Source organism: Methylocapsa sp. D3K7, from assembly GCF_029855125.1.
GTDB lineage: Bacteria > Pseudomonadota > Alphaproteobacteria > Rhizobiales > Beijerinckiaceae > Methylocapsa.
On the sequence record NZ_CP123229.1, the window covers coordinates 3582582 to 3606541 of the forward strand.

Genomic DNA, 23960 nt, shown 5'->3' on the forward strand with positions numbered 1-23960 from the left:
ACTGGTGCACGACAAATCACCATTACTTCCGGGACAAATGGAGAAAGGGATGCAACCCCCAAAAGATGGAAGTGCAATCGCGGAGAGGGGCGGGGAGGCGAGGAATCGCGCCCTAATGAGCGAAGCGGCGCGGCGCGCGCTTGCGGAGGCCGAGGAGCGCCGCCGGGCTGCAGCCGCGCCGCTCATGCCCAAAGAAGAGAATGGCCGCGATGGTCCCGAGCCGGTGCGTTACGGCGATTGGGAAGTCAAAGGTATCGCTACCGATTTCTAACAGGCGAAGACACCAAACTCGAAAAAAAGGCCCCACTTTAGGCGGAGCCTTCAATAGGTGGAATAGTTAAAAGTCGCCTTATGTCAGTCGTTCTGACTGCCCGTCAGGAACAGGAGCGACTGGAAGATGTTGATGAAATCCAGATACAGCATCAAGGCGCCGTTTACGGATTTCTTCGTTGCGACCTCATAATCGTCGCTCGCATAGTACATTTCCTTGATCGCCTGCGTGTCCCATGCAGTGAGACCCGAGAAAATCAGAACCGACAGAATGGACAGCGCGAATTGGAATCCGGTGCTTTGCAAGAAGAGATTAACCAGCATCGCGATCACGAGACCGATCAGGCCCATCACCATGAAGGCCCCCATTGGCGCCAAGTCCCGCTTGGTGGTGTAGCCATAAAGGCTCAAGCCGCCGAAAGCCGCCGCTGTCACGAAGAATGCGCGGGCTACCGATGTCCCGGTATAGACGAGTAGGACCGTCGATAAGGACAAACCCATTGTCGCCGCGAAGGCGTAAAACAAGCTGCGCGCGGTCGACGCCGAGATTTGGTTGATCCGGAAGGAGAAAAAGAACACGAAAGCAAGTGGCGCCAGCATGACCACATATTTGAGAGGGGTCGTGTAGAGCGTAACGCCAAACGAGGTCAGCATCAGATGGCGTGCTTGTCCAGCCGCGAGCGAAGGATCGGTCGTTACGGCGAGCATGTGGACGCCAAGTGCAACCAAACCGGTCAGCGCAAGACCGATCGTCATATTGTTGTAGACGCCAAGCATATAAGAGCGCAGGCCCTGATCGATTTCAGCGCGACCGGCCCGGGTTGCGCCCTGCCCCCAGCGGGTAGTAGCGTTGCGGTCGAAGTCGGACATGGTTTCCCCTAATGTTATGGAGGCTGAACCGCCCCCGGCCGCTGCCCATGCTGCGGATCAGCGTCGCCACCAATATGGCGCAAGCGGGAGCCGCGTACAAGGGTTTGACAAGATGAACAATCGTTAAGGTGTTCTAATTACAAATCCCGGAGATAGGATGCAGGCTTCCGGCCAAGAATCCGGTAAGTCCCTAGAAGTCCGAGGATAACCGTGGCAGCGACCGCGATCGCGGCGGCGGCTATCGCTTGAGGCCAGAGCCAGACAAAATCAAGCTCCATCACGCGGCGCACAATCTCATAGGCCGCGACGCCCCCGGCCGCCATCCCGAACACCGCCGTGCATAGACCGATGAGCGCGTATTCATAAATATAGGCTTTTAGCAGTCGCGCGCGTGTTGCCCCAAGCGTCTTGAGCACCGCGGCGTCATGGACGCGGGCATGCTGGCCCGCCGCGAGGGCGCCGCCGAGGACGAGGATCGACGCCAGAAAAGTGATACTCGCCGCTCCCCTAATCGCCAATGCAAGCTGGCCCGCCACCGCATTCACCGCGTCAAGCGCGTCTTTCACGCGCACGCTCGTCACAGATGGGAAACTTTGCGCGGTTTCCCGCAGCAGGGCCATTTCACGCACCGGATCGGACCCCTCCGCGAATGTCAGCGTGGCAAGATCGCTGAACGGCGCGCCAGCCAAGCTATTTGGCGTGAATACCAAGATGAAGTTGATCCCGTAGTTGTGCCAATTGATCTTCCTTGTGTTGCTGATCTTGGCGGTGATGTCGCGTCCGAGAACGTTGACCGTCACCTCGTCGCCCGTCGTGAGCCCGAGCCCATCGGCAATCTCGTCATCGAGGGAAACCAACGGTGGCCCAGTATAGTCATTGGGCCACCAGCTTCCATTGATAACCCTGGAGCCTTCCGGGACGGACTGAGAGAAAGTAACTCCCCGGTCGCCGTCGAGCACCCATGCGACGTTCTGTTTCGGCCGCGCGGCACTCGCCGGCGCGCCGTTCAATTTCACGATGCGCCCGCGCATCATTGGAACGAGTTCGACGGTGCCGTCCGGCGCCCGGCTTTTCAAAAAATTGACGAATTCTCCAGCCTTCGCGCTTTGAACGTCAACAAAGAAAAAGCTTGGTGATTTGCGCGGGACAGACTGATCGAGTTCGGCCCTGATGTTGCCGTCTATGAGGGTTAGGGCGACAAGAAGCGCCAGTCCCAGGCCAAGCGATAGAACCACCGAAGTGGTGAGAGCGCCAGGCCGGTGAATGTTGCCGATCGCGAGCCGCAGCGCAATGCCTTGCGCACGCGGGGCTCTCTTCGCGCCCGCCACGATCAAAAATGATACAGCTCGGAGCGCGGCAAAAGCGGCAAGCGTCGATCCCATGTAGATGAAGGCAAGCCATGTGTCGGTGGCAAATCCAAGAACCGCCAGGGCGAGACAGAACGCGGCGGCCAGTGTCAAGATGATGTATCGGGGTCTCAAATTGGCCACCTGAGGATCGACTTCAGCGCGGGACAGTGCCTGCACCGGCAGGTCATGCGCGCGGCCGAGCGGCCCCGCCGAAAATGCGAGCGCGGTCAGAAATCCGTACAGCAATCCTTTCCCGACGGCGGCCGGATAAATCGCTGGCGCAAGCGGAAAAGGAATCATGGAGCCGAACACAAAGGCTGCCGCATATGGGATGCCCGCGCCCACTGCCGCGCCCAATATAACACCGGCGCTGGCGACCAGCATCGTTTGTGTGAGCATCAACGTGAAGACCGTCGAGCCGGTCGCTCCCAAGGCTTTCAAAGCTGCAATGGTCTGCCGCTTGCGTTCGACAAATCCGCGAACAGCGTTGGCTACTCCGACGCCGCCGACAACCAGGGAGGTGAGACCCATCAGAGTCAGAAACTCGGTGAACCGGTCGAGATTGCGGGAGAACTGCGGGGATATGTTGTCTCGAGAACGAATTTCCCAACCGGCCTCAGGGAATTTCTCTTTCGCCTCTTTGATCGAGGCCGCCACATGTTCATCGGACGCCGGCGTGCCTTCAATCGTCACGCGGTTCAGCCATCTGATGAGCGCGCCAGGCTGGATCAAACCGCTCGCCCGCAAAGCCTCTTGTGACATCAAGACGGGAGGCCCTAGACCAATCCCTCCCGCGAGGCGGTCAGGTTCGGTCACGAGTCTGGCGCGCACTTCGAAATGAGTGGTGCCGATCGTCAGGCGATTTCCAAGGGAAAGGTTCAAGCGGCCAAAAAGCGCCGGGTCGGCAGCGATCCCAAAGACACCATCATGCTCGGCCAACGCATCGGCCAACGGGAGCGCCGGATCGAGCAAAACATTGCCCGCCAAAGGATAGGGGCGATCGGCCGCCTTAACCTCGACAAGCGCCGCCTCACCATCATCGCGCCGCGCCATTGCGCGCAAAAGCGCCACGGACGAAAGGCGTCCTTGTCCGGATAAGAACGCATGCTCGGGGACCGACAATTCGCGCTGGGCCAGATTAAAGGAAACATCACCCCCGAGGATGTTACGTCCTTCCCGGGCAAGGCCGTCCTTGAGTGACAGCGATACCGAGCCAACCCCGATGATCGCGGCAACGCCAAGGGCAATGCAGCCGAGAAAAATTCCAAATCCCTGCAGGCCGCCGCGAAAATCGCGCAATGCGAAGCGGAACGCCAGCGGCCAGCGCAAACCCTTTGGAAAATTATCACGGACCTTCGCCACGGGGATCACTCGATCAGTCCCTAATATGATATTCTTTTTAGACGGGATCATTTCAGGTATCAGCTTTATCCGGGTGCGGGAAAGTGGATGGCGAGCCAGATCGCTGGATGACTTTGGCTGGTCCATTCGATCCGGTGTTTTTGGTGTGCCGGAATCAACACATAGTCGCCGGGCTTTAGGATCCTGACCGCAGATTCGCCTTCAAAACAAAGCCCCGCCGATCCGGCCAGTAGCATCACCCATTCGCTCCAAGACTGATCGTACCAGAACCCCAGTGGACTATGCTGCCCAAAGGAGACGATCCGCTCGATTTTCAGATCAGGCATCTCGAGGATAAGTGTGACAACTTCCTCGTCCGGATTGCCTTGTTCAGCGTCAAACAAATTGCCGGATGAGGCTAGCACGATACGACGGCGGCCTTATGCATCAAGATGTTTTTCTCCCGACCTGCCAAAGCCATTGCGGCCAATGGTCATGAAGCAGAATTCCGGCAAGCATTGTCCCCGCGAACACGTAGGTAGGCAAAAACCCAAGTGCAAGGGAGGCGATCGCGGGTCCGGGGCAAAGTCCGCTCATGCCCCAGCCAGCGCCGAAGATCGCCGCCCCGGCAACCAGCGGCACGTCAATGTCATGTTTCACCGGCAGATGAAATTTGCTGTCGAGGAGCGGACGGCGGAGACGCCGCGAAATCAGTGTGCCTATGGTCGAAACCATTACCGCTCCGGCGAGCACAAATGCAAGACTAGGGTCGAAATTCCCGGCAACGTCGAGAAAGCCGCGCACCCGGGCCGGATCGAGCATCCCCGAAAGGGAAAGGCCGAAGCCGAAAATCATACCCGTGGTGAGTGCCACGGCGATTCGCGCCAAAACTGTTCGCATCGCGTCAATATCCCATGCGGTTCATGGCGGCGACGGTGAGCATCCCGAAGGTCACAAAGGTGGCGACCGCGACGATTGATCTGCGCGAAAGGCGCGCCAGGCCGCAAACCCCGTGACCGCTGGTGCAACCGGAACCAAGCCGGGTACCGAAACCAACGAAAAGACCCGCAAGAGCGAGAACCCAAATAGGGGTTTCGAAACGAACAACCGGCCAGCCGCCAAAACTCAGACGATAAATCGCTGGTCCTAGGAAAAGCCCGATCAGAAAGCATATATTTCGCAGTTGATTTTCACTGGCAGGCTTGAGAGAGCCACCGATAATCCCGCTCACACCGGCGATACGGCCATCCAACAGCAAGAACAAAGCCGCGGCAAGACCAATTAAGGCGCCGCCGGTGAAAGCGTGAAGATATGTCAGTGACATCATGCTGCTTGTCTTACGGGCGGAAGCCGGCGGGTTTGAAGCTGACTCAAGCTCTATAATTTAACTCATATATGTAAAATTCCTACACTTGGTTCAAAGCGGATGCTGCCCGGTGGTACTAGGCCATTAGCTTGGTTGTCTCAAAGGATGCCGTCTCCTCAATCTGGCCGGAGCGCAGCCTGACGATGCGATCGCATTTGCTCGCAAGCGCGAGGTCGTGTGTGACAAGGATCAAGGTCGTCCCGCGGTCGCGCTTCAAGGCAAACATAAGATCAATGATGGATTGGCCGGTTGTTTCATCGAGGTTTCCCGTCGGTTCGTCGGCGACGAGGATCACGGGATCTGGCGCGATTGCACGGGCAAGTGCGACACGCTGTTGCTCGCCGCCCGACAATTGTGCCGGGTAATGTCCAAATCTATGGTTCAATCCGACAGCATCCAGCTCAGCGCGCGCGCGCGCAAATGGAGCCGCAGCTCCGGCAAGCTCAAGCGGGATTGCGACATTTTCAAGCGCAGTCATTGTTGGAATGAGATGGAACGATTGGAACACAATGCCAATGCGCGCGCCGCGGAAGCGCGCGAGGTCATCCTCGCCGAGGCGGTCGAGGCAAACGCCATCCACCTCGATCTCACCAGCATCCGCCTGTTCAAGGCCAGCCATAACCATAAGGAGGGTGGATTTTCCAGAACCCGAAGGGCCGACAAGACCGGTCGTCTGGCCGCGTGCGATTTGCAGCGAAATTCCCTTCAGGATATGAACCCTTGCGGCGCCGCGCCCTAGGCTCAGATGTACATTTTTTAATTTTACCGCCGGTTCATTCATCCATGCAATCCGCAACCGCCCGAACAACTATCTTGCAAACCTCAAAGCCGCAACCAAGGCTGTTGGGATATGGACATCCCAGCGCGTTTTTGCAATTGGCGGCCATCCTTTTGGCGGCGGCGCTCTCATCATACCCGGCTATCGCCGCGGTGAAGGACGCGCCAACACTGAAAATCATTGCTTTCGGCGACAGTCTGGTCGCCGGTCTTGGAGTGGCCACCGATGCCGCCTTTCCCAGCGTCCTACAGGAGAAACTCCGCGCGGAAGGCTACAATGTGGCGATCATCAATGCCGGCGTCTCTGGCGACACAACATCTGGTGGCCTGGCCCGGCTGGATTGGACGCTGGCTGGCGGCGCCGACGGCGTTATCCTGGAGCTCGGCGCCAACGATATGCTGCGCGGGATCGATCCAGACATCACTAAGGCCGCGCTCGATGCGATGCTCGCAAAGCTCAAGGCGATGAATATCAAAGTTCTGATCGCGGGGATGAAGGCAACCCCGAGCCTTGGCCCGGAATTCAAATCGCGCTTCGATGCGATTTACCCGGAGCTCGCAAAGAAATATGACTTACCGCTCTATCCGTTTTTTCTCGATGGTGTGGCCGGGGATCCCTCCGTCAAACAGCCCGACGGTCTGCATCCCAATCCGGCCGGGGTGCAACGAATTGTCGCGAGCATACTTCCCACTGTGCGCAGCTTCCTTAGTCAATTGGACAAAAATGCCGCGCCGAAGACGGGTGAATAACGCGCCGTTTTCCGGATCGGCAATTTCCTTTCCAGCGAATCTTCGATATAAGCCTGCGAGCTTATGTTCCCGTCCAGGTGTCGCGATGATTCGCAGTCTCCTGGCCTCGGCAGGAGGGATCCATGCCCCGTCTCTTCACGGGTATAGAAATCCCTTCCGATCTCGCAACGGATCTTTCCATGTTGCGCGGCGGGCTCTCCGGCGCGCGCTGGATTGACGCTGAGAATTATCATCTGACGTTGCGATTCATCGGCGATATCGATGACTCGACCGCATATGACGTCCATTCGATCCTCGAAAAAATCCGGCATCCTCCGTTTACGGTGACGATTGAAGGATTGAGTTCGTTTGGCGGCGCCAAGCCCCGGGCACTCGTCGCCAAGGCGAAGGCGGCAACCCCGTTGATCGAACTACAAGCGCGCCAGGAGAGCCTGATGCGGCGTATCGGCATCGCGCCCGAACCGCGCAAATTCACACCGCATGTCACGCTCGCGCGGCTGCGCGCGGCATCTTGCAACGGTGTTGCTGAATATCTATCGGCGAGAGGCTATTTCTTCTCGCGCCGATTTGAGGCGAAACGTTTTGTGTTGTTCTCGGCGCGGTCTTCGACTGGGGGCGGCCCCTATGTGGTAGAGGCGGCTTATCCGCTCGGGTGACGTGCCATGCACGCCAATCAGAAAGAACGTAAGGTTAGCGCCTGCGTAAAATCATCGGTAGACCCCCATCCGGCCGCAGAGTAATCCGCTGCACAGGTTTCACCACGTGGTTTTCCTTCAGTTCAAGCGAGAAAGATCGCATGATATAGGCGAGAATGATTGACGCTTCTTGCAATGAGAAAGAGGCGCCAATGCACACGCGGGGACCGGCGCCGAAGGGTAAGTAAGAGAACCGGTCGATTTTTTCGCGCGCGCCGGGAAGAAAACGGCGGGGATCAAAACTATTTGGTTTGTCCCAGAGCAAGCGATGCCGGTGTAAGACCCATTGCGACACAATGACCAAGGAGTTTTTCCGGATACGCTTACCGGCGAGGTCGTCCGGACCGATGGCCTGCCGGCTCATGCTGGCGACCGGCGGATAAAGACGCATGGCCTCCTCGATGACCGCCCGCGTTTCAACAAGCCGCGCCGGATACTCCTCGACGGGACCAGGCAATACCGCGTCGGCCTCCGCCGCAAGTCTTTGCCGCCATTCCTCCGACAGCGAGAGAAGAAACAAGGACCAGGTTAAAGCGTTTGCAGTGGTTTCGTGCCCCGCGGCGATAAAGGTCAGGATGTTGGCTCTGACTTCCGTATCGCTCAGCCCGGAGCCAGTTTGCGGATCTTGAGCTTCGAGAAGGAGGGTGAGGATATCGCGTGGCACAGTCTCCTTGTCACTCGCAAGAAGACGCTTGCGTTTGGCAACGATTGTGTCGACGACCGAAGCGAAAAATTTTTCGCCATCGCGATTTCCGATTTTGCCCCAGCGTGGCACCCAGTCGGGAAAGTCAAGCAGATCGAAGATGTCGAGCCGGCCGACGGAGGCGAAGTAGTCAGATGTTGCGGCGACGAACTGATCCAAGTCTTGCCCAAGCCCGTCCGAAAAGATTGTGCGCCCGAGGACATCGAGCGTCACGCGGCCCATTTCTGGCCGGACATCGATCATCCGCCCCTCGCGCATCCGCCCCCAGCGCGCGACGTGCTCCGCCGCTGCGGCGGCGAAGGCGCGCGAAAATGAGTTGACAGTCTTGGGCGTGAACAGGGGCGCCAAGGTTCGCCGTTGCATCCGCCAATCATCGCCTTCAGCTTCCAGAAGGCCTTCGCTTAGGCCTTGGCCGAGAATGCGCTTTTGCAAGGCGTCCTTGCGATAGTTGCCGGCGTTTTCAACAAACACGCGGCGGATCGCCGCAGGATCATTGATCACCGCAATCGTGCCAAGGATGGTCGGGCCGATAAGAATTGGCAGTTCGAAATGCGCCTTGGTCCAGGTTTCGATTGGGTTTTTGCGCAAGACGCGCAATGTTCCGATGGGCCCAAGCGGTGCGTCAAGCGGCATCGGCGCTGGTGGAGACGGCGGCTCAAAGAAAAGTTCTGTCATGATAGACATATCTAGGATTGATCGCGCCGCTTGGGAAGCGCGAAGCGAGTCACCGAGACGAGAGGAGGTCGTTCATGGTGGTGTCAACGACAGGCGCTCGCACGGATCGATATGCCAGCTTGCGGCACTGGCGGGCCCGATATAGAACCGTTGCCAGCAGCTGAAGGCTCCCTTCGTCTAGCGGTCTAGGACGTCGCCCTCTCACGGCGAAAACAGGGGTTCGATTCCCCTAGGGAGCGCCAATAATTTCAGTGACTTAGCGCTTATTGGCTGGGTCCAAGACATGGCCATAATATCGCGCTGAATTTGCGTGAAGTGCGGTGGAGCGCTCCGCATCGCGGCTGGACTTTTCCTTGCCGAGACGCCAATCCACGAAACTTCCCATGATCTTGCCAAGATGCCGGCTGTCGAGATCCAACAAAAGCTGTAGCGGCGTCTGGGAAGAGCTGGTTGCTATAAGCAGCCACAAGTCGCGCGCAACACCGGAGGCAGCAATGCCTAGACATTCGATGCACGATTATGTGAGCGACAAACGCTTCAATGACGATCTCGAGGACGTCGTGGCAAGTACGCTCGTTCAGCGACGAACCCGGCCGCCGCGATGGTAGACGCCACCGCGATGGTAGGCACCCCCGCGGTACACGCCGCCGTGATGGTAGACACCTCCGCGGTACACTCCGCCGCGATAAACGCCGCCACGATAGACACCCCCGACGTATCCGGTTGCCGGATAACCCGCTACGTTGGGCCGGCAGCCTCCATAAGGACCACGATGAAAGCCCACACCACAGCCGCCGGCGACCAGCGTCACATGTGAGACTTGGCGAGCAACCGGCGATATTGGAAATGCATCGGCGTCAAAGGCGAATAAGACGGTAACCATGGCGGCGATGGCAGCCGCTCTGCAAAGGGTTCGATGCAAGCTCGTTCCTCCCCGTAAAACTCAACATGCTGTGGAGACTTTGGTCTAAGGCAGATTTGCGTCATAGCATCCGCCAGTGAGCTTCTCAAGGTGTTGCCGCAGAATGGAACAGGCGGACTTTCGATATGCAGAAGAAAACCGCTGAGAATTAGACTTCTATGCATTGACTTTCACATAATTTCACACATCGAGCGCATCGATTCAGTGCATTTGCTGCAAGGCGTTTTAATTTTTGAATTGGGGAATTCGGCCATGAAAAGAAGTTTGTTCACGGGCGCCGCGATCTTGATCTCGACACTTGTCATCGGCTGCCCGAATCGAGCCGATGCTTTTCGGGCGAGCCGTGGCGGCGGCTTCCATTCAGGCGCCGGCGGCGAGGCAGGCGCAGCACATGCCGGGGCGGAAGGTGGTGAGGCGAATGGCTACCATTCTGGCGCCTCGGGTGCCAATGGTGTGGCGGTCTATGATGGCGCCGTTGGCGTTGAAGCCGGCGCTTCCTATGGCACCGTCCTCGGCGCGCAGAGCGGCGCCGTCGCGGCCGGGGGCGTCGCCGGTGGCGGGGAAACCCATGCGGCTGAGGGTGGCGGAAACGCCCAAGGAGCACGCCGCTTGAATGGCCGCCATTTCAAATGAGCGGTCAGGTCTTTTTCCCGCGAACGACGCGCAAGGCTAGCATGGTGATTCTGCCAATGAGAAGAGCAATGAGGGCCAATAATCCAACTTCATGAGGCCGCATGGAACGTTTCTGTTCGCTCATGTCAGAGATTTCCTTTTTGCTTTCGGCTTTGCGAGACGCACTCCCGATCCTCCGCCATGCTCGGCAATGAACTCGACGCGGGCGGCGCGATAGCGAAGCCGCGGGCATGCCGACGCCTTCTGCCCGCTTCAACGTCATAATTGAAAAGCTGGATATTGGTAACTGCGGATTGAAACAAGCCGTGAAGAGCGCGAGTTGCCCTTATTTGCCATTGCCTAATGTTCTAAAAATAACATAGGCGGTGCTTTGAGCAAATGACGGAAAGGGAATCCGCATAGCAAAAGCACCTCCCCGTTAAGCTCTCGGCGCACTGTCGCCAGAGACACTTGGTGCATCGATGACGAGGCAACGCCACGCCACTGCGCTCCAAAGCTCCGCGGCCTCTTAGACAAGTTCTCGATTGCGCTCTCGGCTCTCAAGGAGCAATATCTGGCGGAGGTTCTTGATATTCGCGCTGTGGCGTAGCGAGCGGGACGGCCAGGAGGTACCAGCAACTGGCCGTCCCTCACCATCGGAACACCCCAAATGTCCAACAATGGCTACAGCGGAATGGCCGAGCCCCACACGGCCGTCCCTAACCATGCCGAACCGCCAGACGGTGCCCAACATGGCTAACGATAATACTACTACGCAACCGTAGGAGTGGCACTTGATCTCGATCAAACCGCTTCAAGAGCCGCGACGGATTTTGTGCCGCGGGCGTTCGATGAAGGGCTGATTCTGTCCATGAAGCTGATCATCGATCCGCGCGGCGGCGATATCGAAGACGATGCGTCAAGCACGAAGCAGCGGTCGCTGTTCTCCCTTGCCGGCAGTTTGCTGGTAGAGATTAGCCTTCCCAAGCTGGTCCTGGCTTGGATCCTCCTGATTGGGGTGCCGGGCATCCTGCTCGGCATGGCGCCGCTCCTCGTCTCGCTTTGGATTGGCACAGTTTCGTGGAAGGCTTCCATTGTCCTGACAGGGATCTGGCCGCTCGTGCTCCTCTTTGCGCTCGCCGGCTTGGCTTGGTTTGGCGGGCGTCCTCTCATGCGCTTGATCGAAAGTAGTTTTTGGTCGCTCAACGCCTTGGGAGTTCAGCCGGGCTATATCATCTGCCGCGAGGGATTTCGGCATTTCGCCGAACGGTTTCTCCCGCACGGCGTCAGTCTGGCGCGGCGGGGTTCGGTCCGCGCGGCCAGCGCTGCGGTGTCGGGATTGGCGATCGCCGCGGCCATGTTTTGGGTCGCAATGCTCGCATGGCCCGCTTCGCGATGGGTTGGCAATCTTGCCGATCTCGCGTTACCGCACTTGCTCATCCCGGTCGTGCTAACGAACGCCGTCGTTATTGTCGCGGCGTATTTTGGTGGAGCGGCATTGATATGGGGTGTTGCCGACGCGACGATGGCCCAGCCCCGCGATCTGGAGTCCTTTGATACGCCCCCGCAGGGCGGCCGGTCTTGGCGCGTGGCCCACTTGTCCGATATCCACGCCGTCGGCGAGCGGTATGGCTTCCGGATCGAGAGCGGAAGGTCTGGTCCACGCGGCAACGGCAGGCTCCGGCAAGCCCTCGCACGATTGGATGAGATCCACGCAAAGCAGCCGCTCGACGCAATTCTAATTACCGGAGATTTGACCGACGCCGGCCGTTCGGCGGAATGGGCGGAGTTTTTCGACGCCTTGGCGCCCCATCCGCAGCTCGCGGCGCTCGTAATCGGGCTCCCCGGCAACCACGACGTCAATGTGGTGGACCGGGCTAACCCAGCCCGCCTCGACCTGCCAGGAAGCCCCAAGAAGCGGTTGCGTCAAGTCCGGACCGTCTCCGCACTCGCGGCGATCCAGGGCGACAAGGTCCGGGTGCTCGACCGAGTCTCCGGCAAGCTCGGGGATACGCTCGCACAAACCCTGGGGCCGCATCTTAACGAAATGGCCGCCTTCGCGGATACGGGATCCTTGCTGCTTTCGAGGCGCTTAGCGGATCTGTGGGCGACAATCTTTCCCATGGTGCGGCCGCCCGGCACCGACGATGGGCTCGGGGTGATCGTGCTGAATTCGAACGCCGAGACGCATTTCTCTTTCACGAATGCGCTCGGGCTGGTCTCATATGCGCAAGCCAAGGCCATCGACATTGCCGCCAAACAATACCCACGCGCGTGCTGGATCGTGGCGCTTCACCACCACCTCGTCGAATATCCCATGCCGGCGAAGGCGCTGTCCGAGCGCATCGGCACTGCCCTGATCAATGGAAGCTGGTTTGTGCGGCATCTGCAACGCCTGGCCGGCCACGCGGTGGTCATGCACGGCCACCGGCATATCGACTGGATCGGCGCGTGCGGCGGTCTGCTGATCGTCTCCGCGCCATCCCCTGTGATGCAAGCGACCGACGGCTGCGACACTTATTTCTATGTCCACACCCTAGCGGTGGTGAGCGACGGCAAGCTCCGGCTGCTCGAACCGGACCGGATCGACCTGCCATGGCAGCAATTCCCCGACGATTTCGCGGCGGTTGAAAACGGGCGCGAATTCGTGAAAGACGCGACGCGCCCAATAAGCATGGGACACTTACCTGGCGAATCGAGCATCGAATAGCGAGCTTGTCAAAATCGCCTGCTTCCGAAGGGCGACGCCACACAACCGTCCTAAACCGCGCAACGTTGGCGGAATCGGAGGAGCATGGTAACTTTGCCGCGTCAACGGAAGCAGATGAGATCTCGGATGCCCAGCCGCACCGGCATAGAGTATGAGCAACTTTCACGCTGGGTCGTTGCGCTGTTGCCTGCACCATCTGCCGTACATCGTCTCCCCGCTGCTCGACGGATTGCCTCTTGAGCGCCCCTAGGGATGATGCCGCGCCGCGCCTCATCCGGGTCGCGGCGGTACGAGCCGCACTATTCCTTGGCTTCTGGCTTATGGTCTCTGGCCGCAACCTCGCCGATCTTCCGGTGGGGCTGGCGGCCGTTGCGTCTGCCACCTGGACCAGCCTGCGCCTCCTGCCGGCGGGGCGATCGCGGCCACGCATCACGGCCGTCGCGGCGCTCGCGATTCGCTTCCTACGTCAGTCCGTGGTGTCGGGAACGGAAGTTGCGTGGCGCGCGCTCAACCCGAGACTTCAACTGCGGCCAGGCTTCGTCGCCTATCCTTTGCGCTTGCCGCCGGGCGGAGCGCGGTGCGCGTTCTGCGCTCTGTCCAGTCTGCTGCCCGGAACGCTGCCAACCGGGACCGGCGAAGATGGGGCGCTTCTCGTCCACTGCCTCGATGTCGACCAGCCAGTTGCCGCCAACCTGGCTATGGAAGAGAGTTTGTTCATCCGGGCACTCCGCCATGAGTGATTTTCTGCTCGCCGCTGCGGGCTTTATTCTATTCACGGTGGCGGTTGGTCTCCTCCGCATCCTCAGGGGACCTGGCAACGCCGACCGTATGATGGCGGCGCAACTCCTCGGCACCGGCGGAATCGCCTCGCTGCTGCTGGTCGCCGCGGCGACTGGCGTGCGTGGGGTGGAGGATGTCGCCTTGGGGCTTGCGCTTCTTGCCGCTTTTGCTTCCGTCGCCTTCGTCAACGGCGGGGCGGCTCCGGAGACGGACGACTCCCGGCGGATGGGCGGATGAATCTCGTTCTTGACACCTTCAGCATCGCGGCGATCGGCGCTGGCGCCTTTTTCTTTTTTGCTGGCACGGTGGGTTTGCTGCGCTTCCCTGACGCACTGACTCGTTTGCACGCGCTGACCAAGGCCGACAATCTCGGTCTCGGTCTTGTCGTGCTTGGTTTGCTGCCCCGCATGGAAAGTCCGCTTGCCGCACTCAAACTCGTTGCCATTTGGGCGCTCGTTCAATTGGCCGGCGCGACAGTTGCGCAGCTTATCGGGCGCGCAGTCCGGCGCAAGGGAACGGCGGCATGAGTGTTCTGCAAGCTCTCGATACGGGCTTGGCTGCCCTGGTTTTGGCGCTCGCCGCCTGGACTATTTTCGTGCGCGAGGCTTTTGCGGCCGTCGTTGCCTATGTCGCCTATGGTCTGCTGCTCTCGATCGTTTGGGTTCGCCTGTTCGCGGTCGATGTGGCGCTGACGGAGGCCGCGATTGGCAGCGGCGTCACGGGCGTGCTGCTCATTGGCGCCGCCGCCCGCCTGCGGGAGGCCGAGGTCGCCGAACACCCCAGCGAACCGCAGCGCTTTTGGACGATTGTTCTTTGCGCCGCTGTCACTTTGGCCCTTGCCACCGTCGTGCTGTTTTTGCCTGACCCGGCTCCGACACTGGCTCCCGAGGCATCGCAACACCTCGCTGAAACGGGTCTCGGCAACCCCGTCACCGCCGTTCTGATTACCTATCGTGCCTTCGACACGATGCTCGAAAAGGTCGTGCTGGTCCTGGCTGTCGTTGGCGTATGGTCGCTCGCGCCCGACCGCTTTTGGGGCGGCGCACCGGGGGAACCCCGCGCGATGCATCCGGAACCCACTCTGGCTTTCCTCGCGCAAATGTTGCCGCCTCTCGGGATCCTCGTGGGCATTCACATCTTCTGGACCGGCGCGGATGCGCCGGGGGGCGCCTTTCAGGGTGGCGCCATCCTCGCCGCCATGTGGATGATTGTCATCATGGCCAAGATCATCGAAGCGCCGCCGGTCGGCGCACTTTGGTTACGGCTTGCGCTTGTCGCGGGTCCCGCCGTGTTTCTGGCGGCGGGCGTCGCTGGCATCGGTGTGGCGAGCGGTTTTTTTGCTTATCCCGCCGGCTTCGCCAAACCCTTAATTCTCTTCGTCGAGGCCTTTATGACCCTTACCATCGCCGTGACCCTCCCGATGCTGGTCGCGGGTCCTCCACGCCGGGCGCCCCGGCGATGAATGCGGCAACGCTGGCTGGGCTCACCGGCGCGGCGCTGGTGGGTCTTGGCCTTTATGGCCTCATCACCAATCCGCAGCCGCTGCGCAAAATTCTCGCCTTCAATCTGATCGGCAGTGGCGTTTTTCTGCTGTTCGGCATCATCGCGCGAAGAGGCGCGGCTGCTGGATTTGCCGCCGATCCCGTGCCGCAGGCGATGGTGATCACCGGGATTGTTGTCGCTTTCGCGGCGAGTGCACTCGCAATAGCTTTGGTGCTGCGGCTTTTCGATGAGACCGGGCGCGTCACGCTGCGTCCCGAGGCTTGGATGAAACCGCCTGGCAACGGAGCCGATAGCGAATGATCGTGACGGCCGCTGCCTTCTCGCCAACGGCGGGTGGGTTCCTGCTTGTGCTGGCGATCATCTTGCCAGTTGCCGGCATCCTGTTGTCGCTCGTGCTCGGCGGGCGTTACGCGGAACGCATCGCGCTCGGCCTCATGCCGCTGGGATTCGGCGTTGCCGCCGTCATTGCCTTCCTTCTCTGGCGCTCCGGCCAGCCGCTCGTCTACATTCTTGGCGGGTTTACGCCGCCGCTCGGAATCGCACTGCGGGCCGATGGATTTTCCGCCGTGATGATGGTGACGGCGGCGCTGGTGATTCCGGCCGCCGGGCTTTTTGCGCGCGCCAATTTTGTAACGCCCCCTGGGATCACCGAAGCGCGCGCGCCGCTGGCGTTCTGGATACTGCTGCAGGCGATCTGGGCGGCGTTGAATATCGTCTTTCTCGGCGGCGATCTCTTCAATCTCTATGTCGCGCTGGAGCTTCTAACCTTCGCCGCCGTGCCGCTGGTTTGTCTCGATGGCCGTCCCGCAACGCTCGCTGCCGCGCTGCGCTATCTGCTTTTTGCACTGTTTGGTTCCGTATTTTATCTGCTCGGCGCCGCTTTGCTCTATGGAGCTTTTGGCACGCTCGACATCGTCCTTCTCGCGGCCCGGATTCGCGCCGAGCCCGCCGTCTGGATCGCGGCGGGGCTGATGACGGCCGGATTGCTTGCCAAGACCGCTCTGTTCCCGCTGCATTTATGGCTGCCGCCAGCCCATGCGAACGCGCCCGCCGCGGCGAGCGCCGTGCTTTCGGGGCTGGTTGTCAAGGCCTCCTTTTTTCTGATCGTGCGGCTCTGGTTTGATGTGTTGCCAGGGCTGCCGAACGCGATACCGGGGACAATCCTTGCCATCCTCGGTTCGGCAGCGATCCTTTCCGGCAGTGTGCTGGCGCTTCGGCAGGAGCGGCTGAAACTCTTGATCGCCTATTCGACTGTCGCGCAAATCGGCTATTTGTTTTTGATGTCTCCGCTCGCGTCCGGCACGCATCCCTGGGCTGCCGAAGCCTGGAGCGGTGGCCTGATGCAAACCCTTTCGCACGCTTTCGCCAAAGCGGCGATGTTCCTGGCGGCCGGCCTCATCGCCGAATCCCTCGGCCATGACCGGATCGCCGGTCTTGGCGGCGCCGGCCGGGCGATGCCGATGACCATATTTGCGTTGGGCCTCGGCGGCCTGTCGCTGATGGGTCTGCCGCCGAGCGGCGGCTTCGCCGCGAAATGGTTACTGCTCAGGGCCTCCGTCGAGGCTGGCCAATGGCTGTGGGCACTGGTCATGCTGGCGGGTGGACTGCTCGCGGGCGGATACATTTACCGGGCGCTGGCCCCCGCGTTCACGAGTGCGAGCGTTGCCCTAAAGACACGTCCCCAGCGAAGCCGCGAGGCTATCGCCTTGGCGCTGGCGCTCTGCGCCGTGCTGCTCGGCTTCGCGCCGCAGTCTTTCTTCGCATTTCTGCAGATCGGCCGCCCTGCCGCGATGGCGGCTCTTCCATGAACGGCCTGGCGAACATGGCCCATGGCTTTGGCCCGCTGCTGCTGGGTATGGCACTGGCGCCGCCGCTTGCCTTGCTGGCCGCTTGCCTTTCACGACGGCTGCGCCGCCATGCGCTGGCGCTTTTGTGGTTGGCTCCGTTGCCCGCTCTGGCGGCCGCGCTGCTGGTGATCGGCGGCGCGCCATCGGCGTTCGAGCTACCCGCGCTCCAGATCAGCCTTTTCCTCGACACGCCAGGTGCCATGCTGCTCGCTGTTGCAGCGCTGCTTTGGATTGCCGCCAGCATCACCGCCTTGGCGGAGATGCGTGGAAAACCGAATGCCGAACGTTTCGCGGTCTGCTGGCTGCTCACCCTGACTGGCAGTCTCGGCGTCTTCATCGCCGCCGACCTACTGACATTCTATCTTGTTTACGCGCTCGTGAGCATCCCGGCCTTCGGCCTGATCGCCCATGACGGCGAAGCCGCTTCAAGGCGGGCCGGCGGTGTCTTTATTGCGTTTACGGTGCTCGGCGAGGCGTTTTTGCTGATGGGTTTTGTGCTGCTCGCGGTGGGCGAAGCGAGCGGCAGCGTGCAAATCCGTGACGTCATGGCCGCGCTGCCGTCCTCGCCCTGGCGTGGCACGGCGCTCCTGCTTGTCATCACCGGCTTTGGAATGAAAATTGGGCTGGTGCCGCTCCATGGCTGGATGCCACTGGCCTATACAGTGGCGCCCATTCCCGCCGCCGCCGTGCTGAGTGGCGCCGCCGTCAAGGCCGGTGTCATTGGATTGATCCGCTTTCTCCCCTTTGACGCCGCCGTCCAGGGCTGGGGTGATGTCCTGGTCGCTTTTGGCTTTATCTCCGCCTTCTATGGGGTTGCGATCGGCATCACGCAACACGATCCGAAAGCGGTGCTGGCCTATTCCAGCATCAGCCAGATGGGCGTGATCGCCGCCGTGCTCGGCATGGGCCTTTCCGCGGCCGACACGGGGACAATGTTGGATGTGGCCTTCTATGCGGCCCATCATGTCCTGGTGAAGGGTGCCCTGTTTCTGACCGTCGGCGTCGCCGCCGTGACCAGCGGGCGCCGGCTCTGGCTGGTGCTACTCCTAGCTTTGGTGCTGTCGCTGAGTCTTGGCGGGTTGCCCTTGACGGGTGGCGCCTTGGCGAAGCTGGCGGTCAAGGCACCGCTGGGAGATGGCACCGCCGGCACGCTCGCTACGATCTCGGCGGCCGGAACGACGCTTCTCATGCTGCATTTCCTGCACCGCGTAGCGCGCGGCTCGTCGCAAGATGTGCGGGCGGCTGCCACAGCCTGGCTCACCTTGCCTTGGCTAGGGATGACGCTCGCCTCGCTCCTGATCCCTTGGCTGCTGTATCCCGCCACGGGCGGCACTGTGGCCGATGCGCTCACCCTGTCGGCGCTAAATGAAGCGCTTTGGCCGGTGCTGGCTGGCGCCGCGCTGGGCCCCGGATTGTGGCTGTGGGGGAAACGCCTGCCGCGCGTGCCCGTCGGAGATATTGTCGTGGCGCAGGAGGCCGCCTTCCGCGCGAGCTACCCCCTCGGCGCCGCATTTGAACGCATGGATTTGCGGCTCCGGCAGTGGCCTGCAGCAGGCCTGTCTCTTCTAACGGTCGCCCTCATTTTGGCTGCGGCGGTGTCCGCGCGTTGAATGTCCCTCCGGATCGGGTGGCCGGTCCGGCGGGTCAACTCCTATCGACACCGTGCGGCTGCCATGATTTGCTTGCTTTCGAGGCCGATCCGCCGTCAGTTTTGACGCGATGATAGTGAAGGAGAATCGGGACGGTGCGTGCTAGGCTGATAAAATGGACGAAGCGGACCGCGCTGCTGCTCGCGGTCATTGTCGTGACGCTGCTGGCGGCCCGCGTCTATGATACGCAGCGCGGTGCCCCGCTCGAGCCGTGGCACACATTCGTGCCGCATGAATTGAATGCCAAAGCCATCGATGGCGCTGATTGGGGGGCTTATCTCAAGGCCGAAGACAAAATTTTCGCGGAGGTAAAGAAAGAAGTCAGCCAAAAGCTCGACGCGGGCGAGCGCATTCCGGTCAATCGCTATTTTGAAGGCAGTCCCATCTATCCGGAAGGCTTTTCACAAGATTGGAACAGATCCTATGTGCTCGAGCCCGAGGGACCTCCGGTCGGAGCCGTCGTATTTTTACACGGGCTCACCGATTCTCCCTATAGTCTGCGCCATATCGCGCGGCGTTATCGCGAACATGGGTTTGTCTCGGTCGCGATCCGTCTGCCAGCTCATGGCACCGTTCCGGGCGCCTTGACTGGCGTCGCCTGGGAAGACTGGATGGCGGCAACGCGGCTCGCGGTCAGGGAGGCGCGGCGGCGCATTGGCCCATCTCTCCCCTTGCACATCATCGGTTTTTCCAACGGCGGCGCCCTCGCGTTGAAATATGCGCTCGATGCCCTTGAGGATCAAAAGCTGACGCGGCCAGACCGGCTCGTGCTCATCTCGCCGATGATCGGTATCACGCAATTTGCGCGCTTTGCCGGATTGGCTGGCTTGCCGTCGATATTCCCGGCCTTTGCAAAGGCTGCGTGGCTTGGCATCGTGCCCGAGTTCAATCCGTTCAAATATAATTCATTCCCGGTGAATGGCGCCCGCCAATCCTATCTCGTGACCCAGGCGCTGCAGCAGCAGATTACCCGCCTTTCCCGCGAGAAACGCTTGGACCGGCTGGCGCCGTTGCTCACCTTTCAATCCATAATCGACTTCACGGTCTCGACGCGCGCCATCATTTCAAGCTTGTATGCGCAACTCCCGGCGAATGGCAGTGAACTTGTGCTGTTTGACCTGAACCGATACGCCAAATTTGGCCAGCTGATACGGACCGCTTCGGACACCGCATTGGCGCGTCTTCTGCCAGCGCCGCCGCGGCTGTTTCGGACGGTAGTCATTGCCAATGCGAATCCAGACACCAGCGAAGTTGTCGAGCGCGTAACAGAGGCAGGCGCCGTTACCGAGCAAACACGTGCGCTGGGACTTGCGTATCCGCCGGGTGTCTATTCGCTCTCGCATGTCGCCCTGCCGTTCCCAATCAGCGATTCGCTTTACGGAATGCAGCCGGACCAGGCGGAGAATTTTGGCGTCAATCTCGGTGCCGTCGCCCCGCGCGGTGAGCGGGGCACGCTCATCGTCAGCATGGACGCACTGCTTCGGATGTCCTCTAATCCCTTCTTTCCTTACATGATCAAGAGAATTGAAGAGGGCATTCCCGCCACAGTTGTTGATCCACCGCAAACCACGGCAGCGCCGCAGCCGCACTGATGAATCGCGATGCTCATCACCGCGTCCATCTGGTGTGTCTCCTAACAGCCACTGTGCCTTTGATTGCGTCACGCAGCCGCTCAGCCTCTGCTATTGCAAAACTCTGGCAACTGCGTTTCATTCGGGAGTTGACAGCATCAGCTTCCCTTAGACTTTCCTCAAGTTCATGGACATTTGATGACGACGATCGAAACGCCGGGTCTGCTCACGTTCACCGTTTCGATTGTCGTGTTCTTTGCCGGCGCGGGTCTCAATCATCTCATCGCACCGCTCCGGCGATGGAATATTCCCGAAGCGGTCACCGGTGGCTTGCTCGCGGCGCTCGCGACTCTTGCCGTGCATGAGAAGCTGGGGCTTGAAATCATTTTCGACCTCGACGCCCGCGATATGCTGCTCCTCTACTTCTTTACCGGCATCGGCCTCAACGCCAAGCTCAGCGATCTGATCGCCGGAGGCCGCCCGTTGCTCGTCTTATTGGGGCTTACGATCGCCTATCTCGTGATCCAGAATCTGATCGCCGCGGGCAGCGCCGCAGCGCTTCACCTTCCAAAAGGGATCACGGTCCTCCTTGGTTCGGCCTCTCTCATCGGCGGGCATGGTACCACCATCGCCTGGGCGCCGCGGATTACCGAACGTTTCGGTTTGGCCAACGCTCTGGAAATCGGGATCGCGGCCGCAACGCTTGGCCTCGTGATGGCGAGCCTCATTGGTGGTCCGGTTGCGCGGTTTCTGATTTCCCGCCATGCCCTCTCCGGCCCCATCGATGCGCCGCCAATGATCGGCTTGCCGGACGAGGCCCTCAAGGACGATCTCAACCACGTCAGCCTTCTGCAGACGATCCTGGTTCTCAATGTGGCGATCCTAATCGGTTTCGGGGTTCACGAAATGCTCGAGGAGGCGGGCCTCAAGCTGCCCTTGTTCGTCGCCTGTCTTCTATCCGCGATCGCGCTTACCAACACTGTTCCGCGCCTTTCTTCAAAGCTGCCATGGCCGTCCCGCACCCGCGCGCTTGCCCTCATCTCCGATCTGTCGCTCAATGTCTTTCTCGCCATGTCCTTGATGAGCATGCAGCTCTGGACCCTCGGGGGGCTTGGGCCTTCTCTTGTCGCAGTGCTGGCGATCCAGACCATCGTGGCCGTCGTCTATATGCTGTTCATTGTCTTCCCGGCGATGGGCTGCACCTATGAGGCAGCCGTTATCGCGGCGGGTTTCGGCGGCATAAGCCTCGGCGCGACGCCGACGGCCATCGCCAATATGACGGCGATCACGAAAGCGCATGGCGCGGCACCGACGGCCTTCATCATTCTGCCGCTGGTCTCGGCCTTCTTCATTGATCTTGCCAACGCCGCGGCGATCGGCTTTCTTGTCCGTTGAGACCGGGCGGCGCCGCTCAACGTCCGGCGTCCGCTGCTATCCCGCGACAGGCGAAGCGCTTTCTGGGATCGGTACGGCGCTGACCGCGACGCAGACATGGAGTCCGGCCGGGTCATTCGGATCGCCGACATAACCGCCCGAAATCGGGAGCGCCTGCTCCGCTGTCCGCGTGGCGCCAACGCGGACCAAATTAGCACCGGCAACGAGCCCATTGGTTGGATCGTACTCCATCCAGCCCGCGCCAGGCAGATAGACGCTGCACCAGGCATGGGTGCTGCCGCCGCCCCGTGTCGTTCCCGAGGTATCGTCGTAAAGATATCCCGTGACGAAACGCGCAGCAAGACCAAGGCTTCGTAAAGCCTCCATCATGAGCACGGCGAAATCCCGGCATGTGCCCGAGCCGAGCGCGAGTGTCTCCGCCGGTATTTGTGTGCCTTCCTCGTGGCGGGCCTCATAGCGGAACTCGGCCTTTATCGCATGCGTCATCGCCTCCAGCATCTTGAGCGTTTGAGTGTCGCCGGGACGCGCAACGAAGCGGCGCGCCCAGGCGTCGACCGTTCCGTTTGGATCGGGCAGCTGGCGCTCTGCGAGGCGTGAGAGATCCGGAATTTCCTCCGCCGCATAGGAAAAGGGAAACACCTCGGCTGCCGGGTCCAGCGTGCAGGCCGGCAATGCCGGGCCGGCGGGATGATGCGTGAGATCCAGTGTCGAGACGATACTGAGATGCTTCGTCCGCAATGTCTCTGCCCATTCAAGAAAGCAGATGGAATTGTTGAAGACGTCGTGCGCCCAGCGGATCTTGGCTGGAGAAGGGTCAACTTCGAGGCTTGCCCGGTGCAGGCGCAGATCATGGCTGTCGTCTGGCCGGATCATCATGCGGTGGCGGGTTAACCCGACTGGGTTGCGGTAGGTATATTCGGTGGTATGGACGATGCTGATGCGTGCCATGCGGGCCCCTTGCGTCGCTTCTGTGGCGCGATCGGACCAGTTGTTTCTGGTCAGGACATATCTTATCATAAAAAAATCATAGGTTCGCGCGGGGGCCGGGTAGGATATTTTTGCTGATGACCGGTCTTTGCTGCCCTCAATCGACGAAAGCTGGCGGCAAGCCGCGCAAGGATGGCCTCTGGCCAAGGCTGAGGATCGATACGTCCCGCATGGTTGGTTTCGTCGTTGCGGCGGGCATCGCCATGGTGCTCATCAGTCTGCCATGTCCGCTCGCCGCGCAATCCGCCGAAAGTGATGCCGAGGATGCGCGCATCGACGCGCTCCTGGCGACGCCGGGCGCCGCTACGCCAGTGCCACAGTCGAATCTGATCGCAACCGCTCCAGGTTTGGAGCAGCAGGCTCCTACGGCGCAGTTCGGTTTCAATTTCTTGGCGCCATTCACCTACAATTCGAACGCGGAAGAAATAAGAACAGGCGGAACTTCCTCATTGGAACTTAGCCCCGTGGGGAGCCTCTCCTTTGCCGCGCCGCTGCTCGGCCTGCCGGTGCGGCTGTCGGCCAATGCGGTTGTCGAAAATGATCGATTCGTCTCGTCACGCGGTGCCAATCTCGACAAGATCGGTGGCTCCTTACGATTTCAGTATGTCGATCCAGACAATGATCAGGGCTTTTCACCCTATGTCGCCTATGCGTCGAGGTTTGATTTTCTTCCCACGTTTTCAGAGGAAGTGGCGACGCGTCAGGATGTGAATCTTGGCTTCAACAAAAGATTCAATCTTGACGGAAATTTCCAGAGTGTCCCCTTTGCGGGCAGCACGGCAGCTTTGACCGTCTGGTCATTCGGATTGACGATATTTGGCCAGCGAAGATTTAGAGACCCAACGCCCTCATCTTCTGCGCTGTTCTTCGTCCCATCTGTGTCTTACGTCATCTCCGAGCAATGGAACGTCAGCATTGCCGTTGAAGTCATAAGCCGCTGGTTCGATTCCAATGCGGGTTTCTCCCGCCGCGATTGGGAAGCGCAACCGATCGCGACGCTCGAATATATCATTCCAACTTCTCTGTTCGGTGCTCCTGAAACAGCGGATTTTTTCGGCCGCCCTGCATTGGATTTCCAGACATCTTTCGACAGAAACTGGTCGAACCTGTCGCTCAGAAATTATCATCAATGGACGGCGAGTGCCGTCATCAAGACTGGCTGGCGCTTTTGACCAGCGCCTGCGGCCC

At 60.3% G+C, this 23960-nt stretch carries 23 protein-coding genes and 1 tRNA gene; 16 read left to right on the forward strand and 8 right to left on the reverse strand.

Translation table 11 applies throughout. The features are described 5' to 3' along the window. Positions 1-115 precede the first annotated feature (115 nt). Positions 116-271 carry a DUF1674 domain-containing protein gene (locus QEV83_RS16825; RefSeq protein WP_280128822.1) on the forward strand — a complete coding sequence of 52 codons (156 nt, stop codon included), beginning with the start codon at positions 116-118 and terminating at the stop codon, positions 269-271. Positions 272-354: 83 nt separating this feature from the next. On the opposite strand, the gene QEV83_RS16830 is transcribed toward QEV83_RS16825, so the two are convergent. The 6 genes from QEV83_RS16830 to QEV83_RS16855 all read right to left on the reverse strand — a co-directional run bounded on the left by QEV83_RS16830 (position 355) and on the right by QEV83_RS16855 (position 5977). Beyond that, the gene (locus QEV83_RS16830; RefSeq protein WP_280128823.1) at positions 355-1140 is read right to left on the reverse strand and encodes a Bax inhibitor-1/YccA family protein; all 786 of its coding nucleotides are present in this window, start codon (positions 1138-1140) and stop codon (positions 355-357) included. 137 nt (positions 1141-1277) lie between these two features. Further along, positions 1278-3860, reverse strand: coding sequence for an FtsX-like permease family protein (locus tag QEV83_RS16835; RefSeq protein WP_280128824.1), 2583 nt, complete (start codon positions 3858-3860; stop codon positions 1278-1280). A 56-nt stretch (positions 3861-3916) separates the two neighbouring features. Then, complete coding sequence (locus tag QEV83_RS16840; protein WP_280128825.1) at positions 3917-4255, reverse strand: cupin domain-containing protein; 339 nt, start codon at positions 4253-4255, stop codon at positions 3917-3919. Between the two features lie 22 nt (positions 4256-4277). Continuing rightward, positions 4278-4730, reverse strand: a complete 453-nt coding sequence (locus QEV83_RS16845; protein ID WP_280128826.1) for a YeeE/YedE family protein — start codon at positions 4728-4730, stop codon at positions 4278-4280. A gap of 4 nt (positions 4731-4734) precedes the next feature. Further along, positions 4735-5154, reverse strand: a complete 420-nt coding sequence (locus QEV83_RS16850) for a YeeE/YedE family protein (protein WP_280131116.1) — start codon at positions 5152-5154, stop codon at positions 4735-4737. Between the two features lie 118 nt (positions 5155-5272). After that, positions 5273-5977 (reverse strand): ABC transporter ATP-binding protein, encoded by a 705-nt coding sequence (locus tag QEV83_RS16855; protein ID WP_280128827.1) that lies wholly within the window; start codon positions 5975-5977, stop codon positions 5273-5275. A 2-nt stretch (positions 5978-5979) separates the two neighbouring features. On the opposite strand from QEV83_RS16855, the gene QEV83_RS16860 reads away from it, so the two are divergent. Both QEV83_RS16860 and thpR read left to right on the forward strand, forming a co-directional pair. Further along, positions 5980-6723: an arylesterase gene (locus QEV83_RS16860; protein ID WP_280128828.1), complete on the forward strand. Its 744-nt coding sequence runs from the start codon at positions 5980-5982 to the stop codon at positions 6721-6723. Positions 6724-6845: 122 nt separating this feature from the next. After that, complete coding sequence (thpR, locus tag QEV83_RS16865) at positions 6846-7379, forward strand: RNA 2',3'-cyclic phosphodiesterase (protein WP_280128829.1); 534 nt, start codon at positions 6846-6848, stop codon at positions 7377-7379. A 34-nt stretch (positions 7380-7413) separates the two neighbouring features. Here thpR and QEV83_RS16870 read toward each other — a convergent pair whose 3' ends face one another. Then, entirely contained in the window at positions 7414-8796 is a 1383-nt protein-coding gene (locus QEV83_RS16870) for a cytochrome P450 (RefSeq protein ID WP_280128830.1), read from the reverse strand. A gap of 166 nt (positions 8797-8962) precedes the next feature. On the opposite strand from QEV83_RS16870, the gene QEV83_RS16875 reads away from it, so the two are divergent. From QEV83_RS16875 to gltS, 12 genes are all read left to right on the forward strand, one after another. Beyond that, positions 8963-9038: transfer RNA gene (locus tag QEV83_RS16875), tRNA-Glu, on the forward strand. A 932-nt stretch (positions 9039-9970) separates the two neighbouring features. Continuing rightward, positions 9971-10351, forward strand: a complete 381-nt coding sequence (locus tag QEV83_RS16880) for a hypothetical protein (protein ID WP_280128831.1) — start codon at positions 9971-9973, stop codon at positions 10349-10351. Positions 10352-11117: 766 nt separating this feature from the next. Next, on the forward strand, positions 11118-13040 hold the full coding sequence (locus tag QEV83_RS16885) for a metallophosphoesterase (RefSeq protein WP_348273236.1): 1923 nt from the start codon (positions 11118-11120) through the stop codon (positions 13038-13040). Positions 13041-13276: 236 nt separating this feature from the next. Further along, on the forward strand, positions 13277-13780 hold the full coding sequence (locus QEV83_RS16890; RefSeq protein WP_280128832.1) for a Na+/H+ antiporter subunit E: 504 nt from the start codon (positions 13277-13279) through the stop codon (positions 13778-13780). Next, entirely contained in the window at positions 13773-14057 is a 285-nt protein-coding gene (locus tag QEV83_RS16895) for a monovalent cation/H+ antiporter complex subunit F (RefSeq protein ID WP_280128833.1), read from the forward strand. Before QEV83_RS16890 ends, QEV83_RS16895 begins: the two co-directional genes overlap by 8 nt. Continuing rightward, entirely contained in the window at positions 14054-14347 is a 294-nt protein-coding gene (locus QEV83_RS16900; protein ID WP_280128834.1) for a monovalent cation/H(+) antiporter subunit G, read from the forward strand. The genes QEV83_RS16895 and QEV83_RS16900 overlap by 4 nt, the downstream gene beginning before the upstream one ends. Continuing rightward, complete coding sequence (locus QEV83_RS16905; protein ID WP_280128835.1) at positions 14344-15282, forward strand: hydrogenase subunit MbhD domain-containing protein; 939 nt, start codon at positions 14344-14346, stop codon at positions 15280-15282. The genes QEV83_RS16900 and QEV83_RS16905 overlap by 4 nt, the downstream gene beginning before the upstream one ends. After that, on the forward strand, positions 15279-15623 hold the full coding sequence (locus QEV83_RS16910; protein ID WP_280128836.1) for an NADH-quinone oxidoreductase subunit K: 345 nt from the start codon (positions 15279-15281) through the stop codon (positions 15621-15623). The genes QEV83_RS16905 and QEV83_RS16910 overlap by 4 nt, the downstream gene beginning before the upstream one ends. Then, positions 15620-17131 (forward strand): proton-conducting transporter membrane subunit, encoded by a 1512-nt coding sequence (locus tag QEV83_RS16915; protein WP_280128837.1) that lies wholly within the window; start codon positions 15620-15622, stop codon positions 17129-17131. Before QEV83_RS16910 ends, QEV83_RS16915 begins: the two co-directional genes overlap by 4 nt. Then, entirely contained in the window at positions 17128-18780 is a 1653-nt protein-coding gene (locus QEV83_RS16920; RefSeq protein WP_280128838.1) for a proton-conducting transporter membrane subunit, read from the forward strand. The genes QEV83_RS16915 and QEV83_RS16920 overlap by 4 nt, the downstream gene beginning before the upstream one ends. Positions 18781-18914: 134 nt before the next feature. Then, positions 18915-20411: an alpha/beta hydrolase gene (locus QEV83_RS16925; RefSeq protein ID WP_280128839.1), complete on the forward strand. Its 1497-nt coding sequence runs from the start codon at positions 18915-18917 to the stop codon at positions 20409-20411. Positions 20412-20588: 177 nt separating this feature from the next. Beyond that, on the forward strand, positions 20589-21785 hold the full coding sequence (gltS, locus tag QEV83_RS16930; protein ID WP_280128840.1) for a sodium/glutamate symporter: 1197 nt from the start codon (positions 20589-20591) through the stop codon (positions 21783-21785). A gap of 36 nt (positions 21786-21821) precedes the next feature. Here gltS and QEV83_RS16935 read toward each other — a convergent pair whose 3' ends face one another. Next, positions 21822-22733, reverse strand: coding sequence for a transglutaminase family protein (locus tag QEV83_RS16935; RefSeq protein WP_280128841.1), 912 nt, complete (start codon positions 22731-22733; stop codon positions 21822-21824). A 116-nt stretch (positions 22734-22849) separates the two neighbouring features. Between QEV83_RS16935 and QEV83_RS16940 the strand changes: the two genes are divergently transcribed. Beyond that, complete coding sequence (locus tag QEV83_RS16940; RefSeq protein WP_280128842.1) at positions 22850-23944, forward strand: hypothetical protein; 1095 nt, start codon at positions 22850-22852, stop codon at positions 23942-23944. Positions 23945-23960: the final 16 nt, after the last annotated feature.